The sequence below is a fragment of the Roseibium sp. AWQ4_254 genome (assembly GCF_056161025.1).
Genome location: NZ_JBSWYH010000001.1, coordinates 15202 through 33180, shown reverse-complemented (window position 1 = coordinate 33180; position 17979 = coordinate 15202). Strand labels below are relative to the sequence as shown.

At 56.9% G+C, this 17979-nt stretch carries 15 protein-coding genes; 6 read left to right on the top strand and 9 right to left on the bottom strand.

Annotation, left to right across the window (positions count from 1 at the left end):
• Positions 1–10: 10 nt before the first annotated feature.
• The 3 genes from arsC to ACXAIC_RS00145 all read right to left on the bottom strand — a co-directional run bounded on the left by arsC (position 11) and on the right by ACXAIC_RS00145 (position 1407).
• Positions 11–424 carry an arsenate reductase (glutaredoxin) gene (gene arsC / locus ACXAIC_RS00155; RefSeq protein WP_475172295.1) on the bottom strand — a complete coding sequence of 138 codons (414 nt, stop codon included), beginning with the start codon at positions 422–424 and terminating at the stop codon, positions 11–13.
• A gap of 60 nt (positions 425–484) precedes the next feature.
• Entirely contained in the window at positions 485–841 is a 357-nt protein-coding gene (locus tag ACXAIC_RS00150) for an ArsR/SmtB family transcription factor (RefSeq protein ID WP_475172294.1), read from the bottom strand.
• Positions 842–948: 107 nt separating this feature from the next.
• The gene (locus ACXAIC_RS00145) at positions 949–1407 is read right to left on the bottom strand and encodes a winged helix DNA-binding protein (protein ID WP_475172989.1); all 459 of its coding nucleotides are present in this window, start codon (positions 1405–1407) and stop codon (positions 949–951) included.
• A gap of 241 nt (positions 1408–1648) precedes the next feature.
• On the opposite strand from ACXAIC_RS00145, the gene ACXAIC_RS00140 reads away from it, so the two are divergent.
• The 4 genes from ACXAIC_RS00140 to ACXAIC_RS00125 all read left to right on the top strand — a co-directional run bounded on the left by ACXAIC_RS00140 (position 1649) and on the right by ACXAIC_RS00125 (position 11073).
• On the top strand, positions 1649–3160 hold the full coding sequence (locus tag ACXAIC_RS00140) for a glycosyltransferase family 39 protein (RefSeq protein WP_475172293.1): 1512 nt from the start codon (positions 1649–1651) through the stop codon (positions 3158–3160).
• Positions 3161–3276: 116 nt separating this feature from the next.
• Entirely contained in the window at positions 3277–6861 is a 3585-nt protein-coding gene (locus tag ACXAIC_RS00135; RefSeq protein ID WP_475172291.1) for a hydantoinase B/oxoprolinase family protein, read from the top strand.
• 64 nt (positions 6862–6925) lie between these two features.
• Entirely contained in the window at positions 6926–9118 is a 2193-nt protein-coding gene (locus ACXAIC_RS00130; RefSeq protein ID WP_475172986.1) for a DUF3857 domain-containing transglutaminase family protein, read from the top strand.
• 308 nt (positions 9119–9426) lie between these two features.
• Complete coding sequence (locus tag ACXAIC_RS00125) at positions 9427–11073, top strand: methyl-accepting chemotaxis protein (RefSeq protein WP_475172289.1); 1647 nt, start codon at positions 9427–9429, stop codon at positions 11071–11073.
• Positions 11074–11124: 51 nt separating this feature from the next.
• Here ACXAIC_RS00125 and ACXAIC_RS00120 read toward each other — a convergent pair whose 3' ends face one another.
• Positions 11125–11748, bottom strand: coding sequence for a DUF1062 domain-containing protein (locus ACXAIC_RS00120; RefSeq protein ID WP_475172286.1), 624 nt, complete (start codon positions 11746–11748; stop codon positions 11125–11127).
• 438 nt (positions 11749–12186) lie between these two features.
• A complete protein-coding gene (locus ACXAIC_RS00115; RefSeq protein WP_475172283.1) occupies positions 12187–12990 on the bottom strand; it encodes a HugZ family pyridoxamine 5'-phosphate oxidase in 804 nt (267 codons plus the stop codon).
• A gap of 174 nt (positions 12991–13164) precedes the next feature.
• Here ACXAIC_RS00115 and ACXAIC_RS00110 point away from each other — a divergent pair, with 174 nt between their 5' ends.
• Complete coding sequence (locus ACXAIC_RS00110) at positions 13165–13599, top strand: BA14K family protein (RefSeq protein WP_475172282.1); 435 nt, start codon at positions 13165–13167, stop codon at positions 13597–13599.
• 100 nt (positions 13600–13699) lie between these two features.
• On the opposite strand, the gene ACXAIC_RS00105 is transcribed toward ACXAIC_RS00110, so the two are convergent.
• A complete protein-coding gene (locus tag ACXAIC_RS00105) occupies positions 13700–14434 on the bottom strand; it encodes an extensin-like domain-containing protein (protein ID WP_475172983.1) in 735 nt (244 codons plus the stop codon).
• A gap of 140 nt (positions 14435–14574) precedes the next feature.
• On the opposite strand from ACXAIC_RS00105, the gene ACXAIC_RS00100 reads away from it, so the two are divergent.
• A complete protein-coding gene (locus ACXAIC_RS00100) occupies positions 14575–15201 on the top strand; it encodes a LysE family translocator (protein WP_475172280.1) in 627 nt (208 codons plus the stop codon).
• Positions 15202–15210: 9 nt separating this feature from the next.
• Here ACXAIC_RS00100 and ACXAIC_RS00095 read toward each other — a convergent pair whose 3' ends face one another.
• The 3 genes from ACXAIC_RS00095 to ACXAIC_RS00085 form a co-directional block, all read right to left on the bottom strand.
• Positions 15211–16356 carry a DUF2336 domain-containing protein gene (locus ACXAIC_RS00095; RefSeq protein ID WP_475172279.1) on the bottom strand — a complete coding sequence of 382 codons (1146 nt, stop codon included), beginning with the start codon at positions 16354–16356 and terminating at the stop codon, positions 15211–15213.
• Between the two features lie 752 nt (positions 16357–17108).
• Positions 17109–17714 carry an FMN-dependent NADH-azoreductase gene (locus ACXAIC_RS00090; protein WP_475172276.1) on the bottom strand — a complete coding sequence of 202 codons (606 nt, stop codon included), beginning with the start codon at positions 17712–17714 and terminating at the stop codon, positions 17109–17111.
• A gap of 15 nt (positions 17715–17729) precedes the next feature.
• Entirely contained in the window at positions 17730–17924 is a 195-nt protein-coding gene (locus ACXAIC_RS00085; protein ID WP_475172275.1) for a hypothetical protein, read from the bottom strand.
• Positions 17925–17979: the final 55 nt, after the last annotated feature.

The following is a 17979-nucleotide window of genomic DNA, read 5'->3' as shown; positions in this document are numbered from 1 at the left end:
GTTGCCTCTGTCAGTCATGAGCCGTCCCGGAGCCGACCACCTGACCGTCTTCCTTGGTGAAGGAGCCGATATCAACGGTCAACAGATCCAGGACCTGTTCCGAGGGGCGGCACAGGCGCACGCCCTTGCTGCTGACAACGATTGGCCGGTTGATCAGGATCGGATGCGCCATCATGAAATCGATCAGGTCGTCGTCAGACCATTTGTCCTCCCCGAGACCCAGCTCGTCATAGGGCGTCCCCTTCTGGCGCAGCAGGTCTCTGACCGAAATACCCATCCGGCCGATCAGATCCACCAACTCGTCCCGGCTGGGCGGGGTCTTGAGATATTCGATCACGACCGGTTCGACACCGGCTTTCCGGATCATGGCCAGCGTGTTGCGGGACGTGCCGCAATTTGGGTTGTGATAAATCGTCATGGTCATGGGACATGTCCTGTCAAGTTTCAGAAATCCGGGGGGAGACTGCTCAAGAAGAAGAGAGCTTCAGGGCCTTTGCCGGTCCGCCACAGCCGTGCCGAGAGCCCCTGACGGCGTGTCAAAACAGCAAATCGCCGGATTGCTGCCGCAGCAATCCTCCATCAGAAATGACAAGAGATCCTTCATTTGCCCATATTCGACCGCATAGCGCACTTGCCGACCTTCCCGGTGTGCCGTCAAAAGCCCGGCCCGCTCCAGAGTGGTCAAATGAAACGACATGCGGGTCGGCTGAACATCCAGTTTTTCCGCAACGCTTCCGGAGGGCAGTCCTTGCGAGCCCTGGCTGATCAGCAGCCGGAACGCTGCAAGTCGGTCTTCCTGCGCAAGGGCGGACAAGGCGGCAATGGCTCTCTCTTGTTTCATATTTCGACCCTACAAGAAATCTTGTAGCTTTCAACAAAAAAACACTGCAGCACCTTTTGCGCCGGAGAGCTGCTTTTAAAGATTCGTTGCAACCTGGCCCGCTCACGCTACATAGCGGCAGCGGCCCGGGCTGCCTGATCGTAATTTCCGGACACAAGACGCAAGGTGGCCGCAAGGCGGGACAATTCCTGCTCGTCCAGGCCGAGCGCCTTCATCGGCTCGACGAGAAGCGCTTCCCGCAGGCGCTTGTATTCCTCACAGGCCTTTTCACCGGCCGGTGTGATTTCAGCCGTTTTCTCCTTGCCGCGCCGCCCGGAGACGACCAAACCGGCCTTTTCCAGCTTCTTCAGCGCGTAGGTCACTGTGTGGGTGTCTTCGATATTCAAGACGAGGCAAATATCGGACAAGGTTTTCTTTCGGTCCCGGTGATTGACCGAGTGCAGAATCAGCACGTCCAGCGGTGCAAGCCCTTCTGTTCCACCCGCCGCCATACAGCGTACCATCCAGCGGTGATAGGCATTGACCATCATGGTGACCGCAAATTCGACCTCCGACAGCGCGGGCATTGCCCCGGATGCAAGGTGCGCGGCCGAGACAACAGGGCCAATTCCGGGGGACGGATCTGCATCAGATCCGCCGGATGCGGAGGAGCGGGACGTATCGTTCAAGCGGTAACCCTCTGGCTTTGATCTTGAAAAAACCTGTGACAGTTTAGCGCCTCTTTTCTGGCGCCAAAATCCCCGCACAAAGATATTCTTCAAAGGGGCCGGGCCAAACACCATCCAGTAGGCCAGTACGGGGGAGCCCATGGAAACGGCAGAACATCAAGACAGATCCGGTAAGGTGGGCGGCCTGCTGCTTGGCGCTATTTTGGCCGTTGCAGCCGGCTTGCGGCTGTTCAACCTGGACCGGACCAGCCTGTGGTATGACGAGGCCGTGAGCTGGAATCAGTCCCGCCACAGTCTGCAGGATCTTCTGACAGCCGTTGCCGGGGACAACTATCCGCCGCTGCACAACCTGATCCTGTGGCTGACAATGCCCGTGATCGGCGACAGCGAAACCGCCTTGCGGCTGCCGTCCGCGCTTCTGGGACTGACCGCCGTCTGGCTAATCTATCTGGCGGGAAAGGAGCTTGCAGGGCGGAACGCCGGACTGCTTGCCGCAACGCTTCTGGCCCTGTCGCCCTTTCACATCTGGTATTCCACCGAGGCCCGCAATTATGCTCTCCTCGCCGCCTGCGGGCTCGTGTTTTTGCTGTTTCTCTTCAAGGTACTGGAGCGCCCGACCCACACCAGGTTTGCCGGACTTGCCATTGGCGGCACGCTTTTTCTCTACAGCCACACTTATGCGCTCCTGGGATTTGCCGGAACCGGCGCCATCTGCGGCCTGATCGCGCTTTCTGAGATCTGGACCGGAAAGTCTCTGCGCCGGTCAAATGCCCTTGCCGCCTGTCTTGCCATGGGGATCAGCGCCCTGCTGTTCCTGCCCTGGCTGTCCATTCTGGCGGACCGTGCCCACAGCGTTGCCAACAATGGTTTCTGGATCGCCTATCCGGATCTGCCCTTCCTGGAAACCATGGTCTTTACGATCACGGGCTCGCTTGCGCTTTTCTGGGTTCTGTGCGCCCTGGCGCTTACCGGTGTGGCAGCGCTTTGTGTCCGCCCCACCAAAGCAACGACAGGCCAAGTTGAGACACAAAGGACATGGCAAAAAGGCCTTGTCTGTCTTGGTTTTACCGTAGGTCCTCCGCTGCTCGCCTATCTTTATTCGATCACTGTTCAGCCGATCCTGTTTGACCGCTACCTAATCGGTGCCTGGCCGGGGCTTTTGCTGCTGGCGGCGGCTGGCGCAGTCTCGTTCCTGCCCCACCTGGCCCTGATTGCAGTGGCTGCAGGCGCGCTTTGGCTCAGTTTTCCCGAGCTTGCCTACACAGTGACCCAGAAGCTGCGGCCCGAATGGCGTAAAATCGCTACCTATTATCTTCAGAACCGCAGCCCCGCCGATCGCTTGCTGCTTCACAAGCGCTTCGCCGCACCCGCCATGACCTATTACCTTCGGGACACAGCCAGCTTCGAACCGCTCATCGATTTCGACAACATCAAGGTGGTTCAGGAGCGGCCGGACGGCGACCGGTTCTGGCTGCTTCTAGTTCATAGCGACGACAGGGAGCTTGTGTTTGCGGAGCGCATCTTTGAGATCAGCAGCACGAATCCGGCCTTGAAAGTTTTCGGCTTTGGCGCGAGCGGCCTCACCCTGATGCCTCCGCCAGACAAGCCGGCACGGAAAGCCTCCGGCAGCCAGGACGAACCAGGCAGCTAAAATTTTCATCGACAATTTATCTATAAAATGTCAACGTATAATCTGAGAAAGATATGGAAGACTGCCAGCCCCTGATCCGAAACGGAAAAAGCGGCCGCACAGAACCGAGGGAAAACATGACGGGCAAATGGGATTTTTGGATCGACCGCGGCGGCACCTTTACCGATATCGTCGGCCGGTCGCCGGACGGAACCCTGCATCCGCACAAGGTCCTGTCAGAAAACCCGGAAGCCTACAGGGATGCTGCCATTCAGGGTATTCGCGACCTTCTGGGCGTAGCCAAGGGCCAACCGATTCCCTCAAATCAGGTGGCGACCGTAAAAATGGGCACGACCGTCGCCACCAACGCCCTATTGGAGCGCAAGGGGGAACGCACGGCCCTGTTCATCACGAAAGGGTTCCGGGACGCCCTGGAAATCGGCTATCAGGCCCGGCCGAAGATCTTTGCCAAGGAGATCCTCAAGCCGGAACTGCTTTACGAAAGCGTCCATGAGATTGCCGAGCGGGTCCGGGCAGATGGAACGGTCGAACAGAGCCTCGAAAAAGACAGCGCCCGCGCCATGATGCAGGCCGCCTGGGACGCAGGCATCCGCTCCATCGCCATCGTCTTAATGCATGCCTATGCATATCCGGCCCATGAAGTGGTGTTAAAGCAGATTGCCGGGGAAATTGGTTTCCCGCAGATCTCCGTCTCCCACGAGGTCTCGCCCCTGATGAAATTGGTCGGCCGGGGCGACACGACGGTCGTGGATGCATATCTGTCGCCGATCCTGCGACGCTATGTGGATCAGGTGCAGGAAGAGCTGGGCGACGGCCCGCGGCTGATGTTCATGCAATCTTCGGGCGGGCTGACCGCAGCGGATCTGTTCCAGGGCAAGGACGCCATCCTGTCCGGCCCTGCCGGCGGCGTGGTCGGTGCCGTGGAAACCTCGCGCATGGCCGGATTTGACAAGATCATTGGCTTTGACATGGGCGGCACGTCCACCGATGTCTGCCATTTTGACGGCGACTATGAACGCGCCTTTGAAACCGAGGTCGCCGGGGTGCGCATGCGCGCGCCCATGATGATGATCCACACGGTTGCCGCAGGGGGGGGCTCGATTCTTCACTATAAGGACGGGCGTTTCCAGGCTGGTCCCGATTCCGCCGGCGCCAATCCGGGCCCAGCCTGCTACCGCAGGGGCGGCCCCCTTACCGTCACCGACGCAAACCTGATGACGGGCAAGCTGGCGCCCGAATTCTTCCCGAAAATCTTCGGCCCCAATCAGGATCAGCCGCTGGATGGCGACGTGGTCCGCCGCAAATTCGCCGATCTGGCCGCAGAGATCGGCGATGGCCGGTCACCGGAGGAGGTTGCGGACGGGTTCTTGAAGATTGCCGTGGAGAACATGGCCAATGCCATCAAGAAGATCTCCGTGCAGCGGGGCTATGACGTCACCGAATATGCCCTGACCTGCTTTGGCGGCGCAGGCGGCCAGACCGGCTGCCGCGTGGCGGACAGCCTGGGCATGAAAACCGTCATCCTCCATCCGTTCTCCGGCATCCTGTCCGCCTATGGCATGGGACTGGCCGACATCCGGGCCGGACGGCAGCAGGCCGTGGTCAAGACGCTGACTGACGGCCTTTTGCCGGACCTGCATGCCCTGAAGGACCAGCTGGCGTCCCAGACCGAAGCGGAACTTGAACGGCAGGCAATTCCGGAAAGCGCCCGGCGCACGGTTGCAATGGCGCATCTGCGCTACGACGGAACGGACACCCCCCTGCCCGTGCCGCTTGCAGGCATTCAGGATATGCGCGCGGCCTTTGAGGACGCCCATAAGAAACAGTTCGGCTTTGCCTATGACAACAAGCCGATTGTTGTGGAAGCTCTGGAGGTGGAAACAGCAGGCGGTGGCGCCGGCCTGGTGGAGCCTGACCAGACCCTGTTCCAGGACACGGCCTCTGCTGAGACGCTGACGCGCATGTATTCAGAAGGGATCTGGCATGACGCGAAAATCTACAAACGCGATGCCCTGAAACCCGGCATGCGGGTCACCGGCCCGGCAGTCATCATTGAAACCCATGCCACCATTGCGGTTGAAGAGGGCTGGCAGGCCGAGATCAACACCAAGGATCACGTCATCCTGAACCGGATTGTCGAGCTGAAACATGCCGGAGCGGTTGGCACCCACGCCGATCCGGTCATGCTGGAAGTCTTCAACAATCTTTTCATGTCGATTGCAGAACAGATGGGCGTGACGCTGCAAAACACCGCCTATTCGGTCAATATCAAGGAACGCTTGGATTTCTCCTGCGCCGTGTTTGATGCGAACGGGGCGCTGGTCGCCAATGCGCCGCATATGCCGGTGCATCTGGGCTCCATGGACCGGTCAGTGGAAACGGTCATCAAGCTGAACAAGGGCAAAATCAGGCCAGGCGACGTGTTTGCCCTGAATGCCCCTTATAATGGCGGCACCCATCTGCCGGACATCACTGTCGTCTCCCCCGTCTTTGACGATGCGGGCGATAAGATCCTGTTCTGGTCCGCCTCGCGCGGCCACCATGCGGATGTGGGCGGCTCCGCGCCGGGCTCCATGACCCCGCGCGCGACAAATGTCGATGAGGAAGGGGTTCTGTTCGACAATTTCAAGATTGTTGATCAAGGCCGGTTCTGCGAACAGGAGCTGATTGAGCTCCTGACCAATCACCCTTACCCGGCCCGAAACCCCCATCAGAATGTGGCGGACCTGTCCGCTCAGATCGCGGCCAATGAAAAGGGCATTCAGGAACTGCGCAAGATGGTGGCGCATTTCGGGCTGGATGTGGTGCAGGCCTATATGGGGCACGTTCAGGACAATGCGGAAGAAAGCGTCCGGCGCGTGATCGAGGCGCTCAAGGAGTCAGATTACGAATATCCAACCGACCAGGGCTCCGTGATCAAGGTGAAGATCACGGTTGACCGGGACAAACGGGAAGCAACCGTTGATTTCACCGGCACATCACCCGTGAAACCCAACAATTTCAATGCGCCCGAACCGGTCACACGCGCCGCCATCCTTTACTGCTTCCGGGTGATGGTGGATGGCGATATCCCCATGAATGCGGGATGTCTCAAGCCGATCCGGATCCTCATTCCGGATGACTGCATGCTGCGCCCGTCCTATCCGGCGGCCGTGGTCGCAGGCAATGTGGAAACCTCCCAGCATGTCACCAATGCGGTTTTTGCGGCGCTGGGCGCCATGGCCAACGCTCAGGGCACGATGAACAATCTGACCTTCGGCAACGATACCTACCAGTACTACGAGACCATCTGCTCCGGCTCCCCGGCCGGGCCGGGGTTCAACGGGACGGATGGGGTTCACACCCATATGACCAATTCCCGCCTGACAGATCCGGAAGTTCTGGAATTCCGCTTCCCGGTGCTGCTGGAGGATTTCCATATCCGCAAAGGCTCCGGCGGCAAGGGCAAATGGTTTGCAGGTGACGGCACAAAGCGAACGTTGCGTTTTCTGGAACAAATGGACTGCGCCATTCTCGGCTCTCACCGGACCCTGCACCCGAAAGGTCTTGACGGGGGCAGCGATGGCGAGCTTGGCCGGACGGAAGTCCGGCGCCTTAACGGCACAAGCGAGACACTGGAAGGCTGCGATCAAACGGTTCTGGAACCGGGCGAAGCCGTTACGGTCATCACCCCGACAGCCGGTGGCTGGGGCCGTCCCTGACAGCCAGCAACCTCTCAACAGCAAACAATTTAGAAAGCCGCGCTCTGCGCGGCTTTTTTTTCCAATGACCTTATGGTCTTCCGGGACAGGAAAAATTCCGGGGTCGAACTTGATTACCGGAGAAGAAGAGGGTGAACTGCTCCTCAGCAATTTTCCTTATGACACTCCTACAGCAACCGGTTTTAAGACACATATGACTGCAAACTTTTCCAGACGTCTCGGCATCGTCTGCCTCACGATCCTCGTGGGCGCTTTCTTTCATCCGCTCGCCAAAGCCAGCCAGGTCACGAAGTCTGCGGCCCCAACCTGGGTCGAAGACGCCGACATTCGCGGACTGGATGCAACTTTCAGCGACGAACATCAAAATGGTGTCGCATGGATCCTGGATGACACCCAGTGGAACTGGGATGGACAGATCCAAACCATGTATGTCCGCTATGTGCTTGAAGTCCTCAACCGGGAAGGCCTTGAATATGCGGCCACACTCGACATTGAGTTCAATCCGGAAGTTGACGAGTTGGCCCTGCATCGCGCCCGGATCCTTCGCAACGGAACAGAGATTGATATCCTGGACACTCTGGCCCCGGAAGTGCTTCGGCGGGAAGAAGATCTCGAAGAGGGAATCATAGATGGCTGGCTGACCGCACATGACGACATCGAAGGGGTTCAGATCGGAGACCGTATCGAAATCGCCTACACCCTGTCGGAGGTCCGTCCGCTGTTCAAAACAGCGCTCGGCTTCTCCAACGGACTGAAATTTTCCATTCCCGTGGGGCTCAAAAGGATCAAGCTCCGCGTTCCTGCGGGAACGGACTTTCAGCAGGCCACGCAGGGCATCGACCTTGCGCCCGAAGTCGAAACAAAGGACGGCACCGACAACTATGTCTGGCAACTGGACCGGTCAGACGCGGTTCCGGGGGAAGACGACCGCCCGCGCGAGTTCCCGCTCTGGGGCTATCTGGAAGTCTCGGGATGGGAGGACTGGAACGCCGTTCGGGACGAAGTGGCCGGCTATTACCAGCCAGAAGCGGGGCTACCGGACAGGTACCAAAGCGAAATCGCCAACATCCTTAAAACAGCCGCCTCTCCTGCTGAGCGCATGAGCAAGGCGCTTCAGTTTGTGCAAAACGATATCAGATATATGAGCAATGCCGTCGGCTATGGCGGCTTTGTGCCGCGTCAGCCAAGCCTCGTGGTTGAGCGCGGATTTGGCGACTGCAAGGACAAGTCGTTGCTGTTGACCGCCGTCCTGCGGGTGATGGGCATCAAGGCGGCCGTTGCCCTCGCCCATACAAGCACTGGATATGGTCTTCCAGACCGTCTGGCCTCGCCTTACCGCTTCAACCATGCAATCGTGCGTGCTGAAATCGGCAAGGACGTGTTCTGGCTGGATCCTACCTGGACCCAAAGTGGCGGTTCGGGCAATTCCATTGTTCAGCCGGACTATGGCTATGCGCTGGTGCTCGACAAAGATCTGGACGGCCTTCAACCCATTGATCCCAAAAGACCGACAAGAACCGCCAGTACCGTTACCGAGAGCTATTGGCTTCCGGACAAGCCTGAAGATCCCGTCCGCTTCCAAATCACGTCCATCTTTCGCGACAGTGAGGCCGATTATATGCGCCGCCAGTTCAGCCGCGTTGGCAAACGGGAAATGAGCCGAAGATATGCAACCTATTACGAAAAGCGCTACCCCGGCCTGGAACGCGCCGACCGCTTGAAAATCGTCGACAACAAAGAAACCAACGAGTTCACGGTCTTTGAAAACTACAGGCTGAGCATAGAAGACTTCTCGCAACCGGAAACGGCAGAGGATTTCGTAATGCGGGCCTCAAGTCTCTATAACTCCCTGCCGACCCCATCCGGTTTCGACCGGAGATCCCCCATCAGGCTAGAATCGCCCAAAACCTATGAACATACAATCAAGGTCACAGAGCCCTTGCTCGGCTTCCGGTCTGAAGAAGACATTGCTATTGAAAATGAAGTCTTTTCCTACCATCGCACCTCACCTGTTACCGATAGGTCGATCGAATATAAATGGCGGCTCGATATCAAGCAGCGCTCCGTTCCAAGAGATCTCGTGAAAACCTATTTGAGAACAGCGAAGGAAGCTAGGCAGGAAAACTACGTCAGCTACGACTTTTCCAACTATCTCAAAGCTTTGAACGGTGATGCTGAGACCGAACAACCAGAAAGATTCACGCAGCAGGTCGTTTGTGCTGGCCTTTGGAAATATCTTCCCTATTGCAATCCATAGCCCTTCGGGCAGCATTCGCAGGCATATAGGTTGCGAGGTTCCTCCTGGGCCACGCCCGTTTTTGTGTGCGGAACAAGAAAAAGCAGCGAGACAGAAATTCGGGATTGAAGGTTAACTGATTTTTCAACCATCAGTTACAGAATTTGCACTCAATTACGTAGCGTTTTTTTTCAACCCAGGACGGGGCAAGCACGCTTATGGGGCAAAGATCCAATCCAATCTCGAAATCAGTAGCGGCGAAAATTCTGTCTCTGGTTTCTTTTCTCTGCATCGGCCTCGTCATTGTTGCCAGCGTGGCAATAATACAGATGAACCTTATCGGAAAAGAGCTTGAGAATATTGCGAAAAAGGATATTCCGCTCACCGAGGCCATCAGCCACGTGACAAACCATCAACTGGAGCAGGCGGCAGTGGTGGAGCGCATGATGCGGGTCGCGGGCCTGCGTGCAGAACACGAAAAAGCAGACCTTGCCGCCCTGCAGGACCAGTTGCGCAATCTTGAAACACAGGTGCGGGAAGAAATCCTGAAAGCTGAAACGCTGGCAGCCGACGCCTTGAAGAAATCAAACTCCGAGGCGGAGCGCAAGGAATTCAGCTCCGCCCTCAGCCAACTGAAACGGATCGACCAGGAATATCAGGTCTACAAGGGTCACCTGGACGACATCATGTTGCAGATCACCCGCAACGATCTAGAAACAGCAGTAGGCTTGCTCAGCACTCTGGAAGAGGAACAGCAGCGTATTAATCAGGAACTGGTGGCCCTGCTGGGAGAAATCGAAAGCTTCACACTGGCTGCAGCACGCGCTGCGGAGGCCCATGAGAAGCAGGCTTTACAGCAGATCATCGTGATTTCTCTCGGCACTCTGGTGCTGTGCAGTTTCGGCTCGGTTCTGTTTGCCCGCTACCTCATTTCAAAACCCTTGAATGAAGTTTCCGGCGGGCTTCTTGAACTGGCGAAAGGCAACACGAACGTTCAGGTGACGGTCCGGTCCAGCGACGAAATCGGTCAGGTGGCAAGTGCTTTTGAAACATTCCGGGAGAACCTGATTGAAATGCAGCGGCTTCAAGAACAGGCCCGGGAAGAGGAACTCCAGACGGAAGCCGCCCAGCGCGAAGCCCGCCTGCGGCTGGCAGATGAGCTGGAAGGCAAGCTGATGGCCAGCTGCGAGATGGTCGTGGAAGCGCTTGAGGACCTGTCGAACGGCGCTCACCTTCTGGCGCAAAACAGCAACGAAACACTGGAGCGGTCCAACACCGTGGCCGCTGCGGCGGAACAGTCGACCGCGTCCGTCCAATCTGTCGCCTCCGCCTCGGAGGAATTGGCCAGCTCCATTCAGGAAATCAGCCGCCAGATCACGCTGGCCAATGGTTCAACCACTCACACCAGTCAGCAGGCAGAAACTTCAAGCGTGACAGTCGGAAGCTTGTCGGATGCGGCGGAAGAAATCACGGATGTCCTGAAACTCATCAGCGATATTGCCGACCAGACCAATTTGCTGGCGCTCAACGCAACAATTGAAGCCGCTCGTGCTGGCGAGGCCGGCAAGGGCTTTGCGGTGGTGGCCTCGGAAGTGAAAGCTCTTGCCAATCAGACGGGCAAGGCAACGGATCAGATCGGCACACAGCTGAGCGGCGTTCAGTCAGGTGCTTCGACCTGTTCCGATGCCATTTCCAAAGTGGTCAAGTCCATGCAGGATATCCGCGAACAGGTCTCCGGCATTGCCTCGGCCATTGAAGAGCAAAATGCGGTCACCTCGGAGATTGCCAAAAACGCCAGCGACGTTGCCCAAGGCAGCGCTGAAATTGCGCACAACATTACCAGGGTCAATCAGGCGGCCCACGCCTCAGGAGACAAGGTCAAGGACGTGGTTGGACGGGTTGAAGACGTCTCCACCCAGATCAGTTCTATCAAGAACGGCCTCTCAGATTTTCTCGGCCATCTGCGCGCAGCATAGCGCGCAGAATTCAAGCATCGGGCGCAATGGCGTATCTTGGCTCTCCTTGTTTCACGGCGCCCCCAGAAGACGGGCATAAAGATCAGATTGCCACACCGGAGCAGCCGGGCTGATCTCAAACCTCACACCATGCCGAACAATTTTTCGGAACGCCCTACACCCTTCCCCGGTCAACCGCAGAGACCCGCTGTCCAAAAGCGCCAGGACCGTAGCGCGTGACATATTCAGCCCCTCTGCCAGGACCCTGTCGAGGCGGACCCGACATTTATCCGGGTTCCAGATCGTCAACCCCACAGGCGCACCAGCTTTGGCCGGGACGGCTCGCCGTGTGAGCGTGAATGCGGCAGCGGCCTGCCTTATGGACACATCTGCATGGGGGCTGGCTGCAAGGGCACATGTTCGGGCCATCACCGGATCGTTCGCCTGCAAGGCAAACAGCACGGAACTAGGGACAGAATGCACAGAGCGCCTTTCAAGAACCGGCCGGTTCCAGCGGGCTCCGCACTCGATGCATCTGTAAATCAACCAGGCATCTAGACGGCTGCCATTTGCATTCACGCGGAACTTTCCGCTTGTTTCAAAAGGTTTCGGACAGCCACAGCGCGCGCAGTGGCGTTCGAGCAAAGGCAGGCTGGCAGCTGATAGGGTCCATTCAATACAAGATAAAGACGACATTCCGTTGGTCTTCCTGAAAGGAGAAGTCCGTCAACGGAAGGTCGGGACGCCAAGGCAACTTATGCCTGTGGTGTGCGGTCTGGCGGCCGGTAACGCTTCAACAGGGAGCTTGCACGCAAACAGGCTGCGGCTGATCCGGCGTATCGGTTCTGGAAAAAAGATGGCAAGGGCCGGCCAAACCGGTCCCGATCCGCCAATGACGAACACATCAAACACGCATTCTTGAAAATGCAGGGCGGGATCGAAGACCGGTTAAAGCGTAGGCAAAACACAACATCCTGATGGAAGAAGAAGCTGGTTTTTAGCCGAAAACAAGCGCTTTCACAAGCACCTTAAGCAAGCCGTATTTCATCGGGTTTGCCTGTCACTGCCTGAAATCAAAGATCTTAACGCAAAGACAAACCCGTTTGACTCTATTGGAACGCGGCACGCCCTCCTCTAGGCGCCATTCGCCTGCCTGGCCTGTTTGGCCAAGGTTACCAGAAGGGGCCTGACATCCTGCGGCGTTTCCAGCGGCGCCTCGAACCAAAGGCGTTCAACCCGGTCTCCGGCCACCAGATCAAGCCCTTCCGGATCAAGACCTGAAAGAGTCCAATCCGCCGCCTCCGCCTTGCACAACACCTCGGCATAGAGCTGGACAGCATCCTTATGGCCCTCGTTCATATGGGCCACAGCGCCCCCTTCCATGGCCTGCCAGCCATCCGCATCCTTTAATGGGCTCAGAAGATCCTCCCGGGACAGCTCGAACGCCTTGCCAAAGCCGCCATTCAGGCTGGCCCGTTCCAGGTCAAGCCGGAAAAACGAGAAATCGCCAAAGTCCACATAGAGGCCGGCTTTCGGGTGGCGCAGCAAATAGCGTTGCCGCAAGCGCTGATGCGCCTCACTGTTCCGGTCGACCGGCCGGGCCTGACAAAACAACGTGGTTCTGGGATGCGCCAGAGGGTCTCCCTTACCCGGCTCCCCGACCAGGAGCGAGCAGGATGGTGTCTGGCGGATGGCAGCCGTGTGCCCCGACAAGGCGCTGGTCAGGATGACCGGTGTTCCATCAAGATCCGTCGCCGTCGCCACCCGGCTCGCCAGCGGATGGCCGGTTTCTGGTTCCAGAGCTGCCAAAGCACCGAACCGGGCAGTCCGGATCAGGCCTCTGGCCATGCGCCTCGCCTGGTCATCCGTGGGACGGAGAACTTGCCTTGGCTCTTGATCGGTTTCATTTGAGGGTGTGTCCGGCGGTGTCACGCGCATCTCCTGCCAATTTCCTGCGTCCGGTAAGGTCTCCCAAATGAAGACTGACCACAGCCGGAATCTGAACGCAAGATGAACAGCAATCTCAGAACCGGTTCAGGGCACAAATGTCAATGTCTCATCATCAGACACGGCGCCGGACGAATAGGGCGCAGGTATTTGGAGACATCAGATATGACCCTTTTGAGCAAACGCCTTATTGCCATTGCCCTTTCCGGCGCGCTCGTTGTACCGGCATTTTCCGCTGCCCAGGCTGGTCCCAGAGATGGCTGGCGTGGTCATAACAATCACTATCATAACCACCAGCACCATCATCATAACCGGCACAAGCGTCACAGAAACAATGACAATGTCGGTGCAGCCGTTGCTGCTGGCGTGATTGGACTTGCAGCTGGGGCAATTCTTCTGGGGGCGACCCAAAGGCCGTCCTATACCGCGCCGCCCCGCACCAACTACTATCCGCCGGCCCCGGCGCCGGTTGCAGGGCCGGTTGGCTATCAGCCATGGAGCCCGGCCTGGTATCAGTACTGTACCTCCAAATACCGGTCCTTCAACCCCTCCACCGGTACCTACACCACGTATCGGGGCGTGCAACGTTTCTGCCAATAACCATCCAAGGACGCCCCGCACCTTCCGGCAACAGGCCCCTGCCAGCCCAACTGGCTTCGGCCCGTTGCCGGTTTTTCGCACTTCCTGCGCCCCATCTTCGTCACTGGCAGATCAGATACGTACAAGTTTTTCCGTGACAGCCAATATCCAGATGCAAATGTGATTTGTGAAACGCATCGCCCTCCGGACTGAGCACAGTCGTGAAACGCTTGCAGGCACTTTTTCGGATATGATCCAGAAACCGTCCCTTTGCGGAGCTCGTTCCCCAGTCCTTTTCAACGGAAATATACGTTCCGTCGCTCAGCTCAAAACCGCCAATATCAACGGCCATGCCCAGCGCATGCTCGGACAATTTGCCCTCCGGCCGGTTGTTGCGGCGGCGGCACTGATAGCCAGGTCCCGAGCGGATTCCTTTGAGGTCCAGCTGAAGCCGAGCACGCACAACTGGCGCCACCTCCTCTTTCAGCCAGGCTGTCAGAACCTTGGCAAACTTGCAGGAGACCGTCACCTTACGGGGAAACGCAATGGTCAACGTGCCCTGTTGCACGCCTGAAATGGCAACTGGCTGCTCAATACCACACCCCAAATCCCCAGATGTCTCACCGTGAATAGCCGGAACAGCGGTAAAAAGAACGCCGGATAAATCACATGACGAGGACTTTGCCGCCACGGCCTCTGTCTGGACACCGGATGGTCGGGGCTTCGCTGAAGGGGAACGGGGAGACCAGGACGGCTTTGGCTGAGGCGCATCAACACCTTCCAGAAAGGGCGCCTTGCCTGGAGCCAAAAGCGGCCGCGGGGCCGGAACCGCGTCGGCAGCCAAGGCAAGGGTCATACAGGCCATACCGCAAGACCAGAGAAGTCCCCCGGTCACGCACATCCTCAGCATGATCATTCACCCTCTTGCGGCCAGGTCCGGATTGTGCCTGACTGGGTCTCACAATTCCTGAAGTCAGATCCCTTGTCGAGCCTTCTATGACCCTTGATCTCTATTCAGCCTATATCGCCGCCACCCTTGTCGTTCTGGCCATTCCCGGGCCAACCATCATGCTGGTGGTGAGCTACGCCTTGACCCAAGGAAGCCGGTCTGCCTTTCCTGTGGTTCTGGGAGTGGGGCTGGGGGATGCGACGGCGGCAACGGCGTCGCTTCTGGGTCTTGGCGCAATCCTCGCGGCCTCTGCGACTGCCTTTTCAATCCTGAAATGGGTGGGGGCAGGCTATCTTGTCTGGCTTGGTATCAAAATGTGGCGCAGTCAGCCTGCCGTTTTTGGGGGGCAGCAGATGAAAGCCGTTTCCGCAGGCAAGATGTTCTGGCGTGCCTATATGGTCACGTCCTTGAACCCGAAAGGCATCATCTTTTTCATGGCTTTTCTGCCGCACTTCATTGCCCAAAAGGCAGCAGTCGTGCCACAGCTCACGCTTCTGGGAGCCACTTTTGTGCTTCTCGCCGTCTTCAATGCGACCCTTTACGCACTGGCAGCAGCTGCAGTTGGCACAAAATTGTCGAACCCCTCTCTGCTCCGCTGGATCAACAAGGCCGGGGGAGGCTTTCTGATTTCCGCAGCGGCCATGACTGCCACCTTGCAAAAAACTTCTGGCTAGGGCTCCGCCCTAGCGGCTGGAAGCGAAAGGGATGTCCTTGCGCGCTGAGTCGGCCTCTTCACAGACGGGATCTTCCCCCGTTTTCAGGCCGAAGCTGGCCCCTGATGTTTTCAAAGTGTCCAAGGACCTGCGGGCTCCCTCTTCACTCAAGACAGAATACCGCTGAATAGCAGCGTTCAACCCGCTGCCACCAAGACGCAACCGGCGCGCCCGCATGGTCAAAATGTCCTTGTAGGCGTCAGAGGTTACCCCGTTGGCCTTGCACAGAATGATCAGAGGTTTGTCGCTCGCGCTGAAAAGCAGCTGAGAAACGGCAGCTGGCGGCAGATCGCTCACCTTAGCCAGCAGCATGCCCAGTTCCGCTGTTCTGTCGGCACGTGCAAACTGCTTTATTGCCTCATCAATGGTGGTCTTTTTAGCCACAACATCTTTGATCAAGGCATTCGACTCATCCCGCGCCTTGTCAAGCTTTTGCGTGCGCGCCGCAACTTCTGTTGCCGCACGTTCGGCAAGCAATTGCACCAGCGTGTTGTCCGCACCCAAGGAGGAAATCCGCTCCTTCAACGCCTCCGTGAGAAACGGCAACAGGGCATGTGCCGCTTCTTCCGGTAGGTCCGTCCTGTTGACCAGCGCCGACTGGATGGCTTCATTGGCACGTGCTTTCTCCACCAGCTTCAAAAAGGAGGCATCTGCAAATTCTGCGCCTTCGTTCCCGGCAACCTTGGTCAGAACATTGCTGTCACCGCGGTCGACAAGAACGGTTGTAACCGATTGATCGACGGTTGCCCGGCCAGCGATCGCCCCGAGATGATCCATCGACGCAGATGAAGCAATGGAAACCAGATCATCCGAATTGAGCGCCGGTGAGTTCTCAAGAACCGGCTCGGCTACAGAAAATGTGTCCTGCGCCAGATGCACCATCAGATCGTGAGGCGCACTCGCTTCGGCCGACATCCGTTTGGCCAGGATCATGCGCGTTTCCTCCTCAAGCTGCCCAAGCACCTTGAGAACGATGTCACCAAACAGCAGGCTGATTTGCTCGTCGCGATCATCACCGGCACCGACGAAAAGATCCGTCAGCATGTTGACCAGGCTTCTCCGGCCAGTTGCACTGGTATCCCGAGCCAGTTCTGCCAGTTTGATAAGACTAATCATTGCCGTTCCGCTGCGCCCCCGCGACAGGCCTCATATTAGCGGGCGCTCCTTAATTTTACGCTACTGGAGCTTTTTGCCGTTTTTGCTGGCAATCCAGCTCCGCACTTCAGCTCCAGAAGCTCCATTTCAGGGCCCTCCAGAGGACAGAAACCGCAGAAAACAGCTTACCAGCGCAAAAAAACTCCGCTCGGAAGAGATGCAACAGTTAATGTTGATGATCAAGACCTTAACGGGGACTTAAAAACCGCTCAACCCGTAGATGCATCTCTTTCGCTGCAATGCAATAACTTTTTTCCTTCGCATCACGGCTTCTCTGGCCTAAGATCATGCGTCTAAACAAAGGTAATTCGGGAGTGTACAGATGACCCTTGCGCGGAACCTGAACAGGATTGCCTTCTTTGCAGCTTTCGCTTTTTTGGCTGCAATTGTGGTCGGGTTGATTTGAGGTCACAAAAAAGCGAGTAAATTGAAAGCACTAGAAAGTGCTTTCAATTGCTCCACGAAAAAAGAGAAATTCAGTTCCAAACATCACAGCCTCTGCACCAGAAGGTGCCGCAAAAGAGAAACTGAGCTGCGCTTGAATGAGAGCAATCTGGCTGAGCTTTAGGTTAGCTTTTGACGGCTTACCAAGCCGTCAAAAGAACTTGAAATGCCGAAGCCAAAATCACACTTTTTAGTTGCAATTTAGGCTCTTGGTTTTACCAAGATACTTAGGACCAAATTCAAATTGCCGATGTCCCGGCAGCTGGCTGTTAAGCGGCGAGAGAGAGAACCTTCGCCATCGCCTCTTCTTTGCTGGACGGATCAAGCATCAATTGATCAGCTGCGACGATCGTCACATCCTCAATTCCTATGAAACCAAGAACGTGTTTCAGATAAGTTGCGGCAAAGTCAACGTCGGAGCCCACTTTCGTACCTCCAGAAGCCACAAAGACATAGGCTTTTTTGCCTTCCAGCAAGCCGACTGGCCCTGTTTCCGTATATTTGAAGGTTTCACGTGCACGGGCGATCTGATCGATCCAGGCTTTGAGAGCTGCGGGCACTGAAAAATTGTAGATCGGAGTACCAATCACAATCACATCGGCAGACTTCAGTTCACTGACCAGAGTATCGGACAGGGCAAGTATGGACCGTTGAGCTTCGCTTCTGTCGGCAGGGTCTGTGACATTCGCCCCCACCCAAGCCTCATCGAGAAACGGGAGGCCCTCAGAGACATCCCGCTTGACCACCGTGAGATCCGGTGTCTGGGCCACAAGCCTGGTCACCAAAGTCTCCGTCAATTCCCGCGTCACTGAGGCTGTTTTTCGCGCAGAAGCGTCAATTTGAAGAATGTGTTTCACTGCTTTGGTCATCACCATCTCCAGTTTGCGGTGTCATTCACCGCCTTTGTTCATATTTGAAAGATAGTGATCGCCAAAAAGGCCAACTAGCACCGAATAGGTGAACAGTCTGTTGACCTTTAAACGGTTCAAAACACGAAAAAGAGAAAATTCCAGACCAGCAAACGCCCAACAAAACATGCCTTTGGTCCACCAAGCCACGTAACCAAAAAGCTCGGAGGCAAACACGGTTTCCGCCAAAAAAGCTTGAAATCTGAAACATTTTCCGGAAGGTCTCGAATAA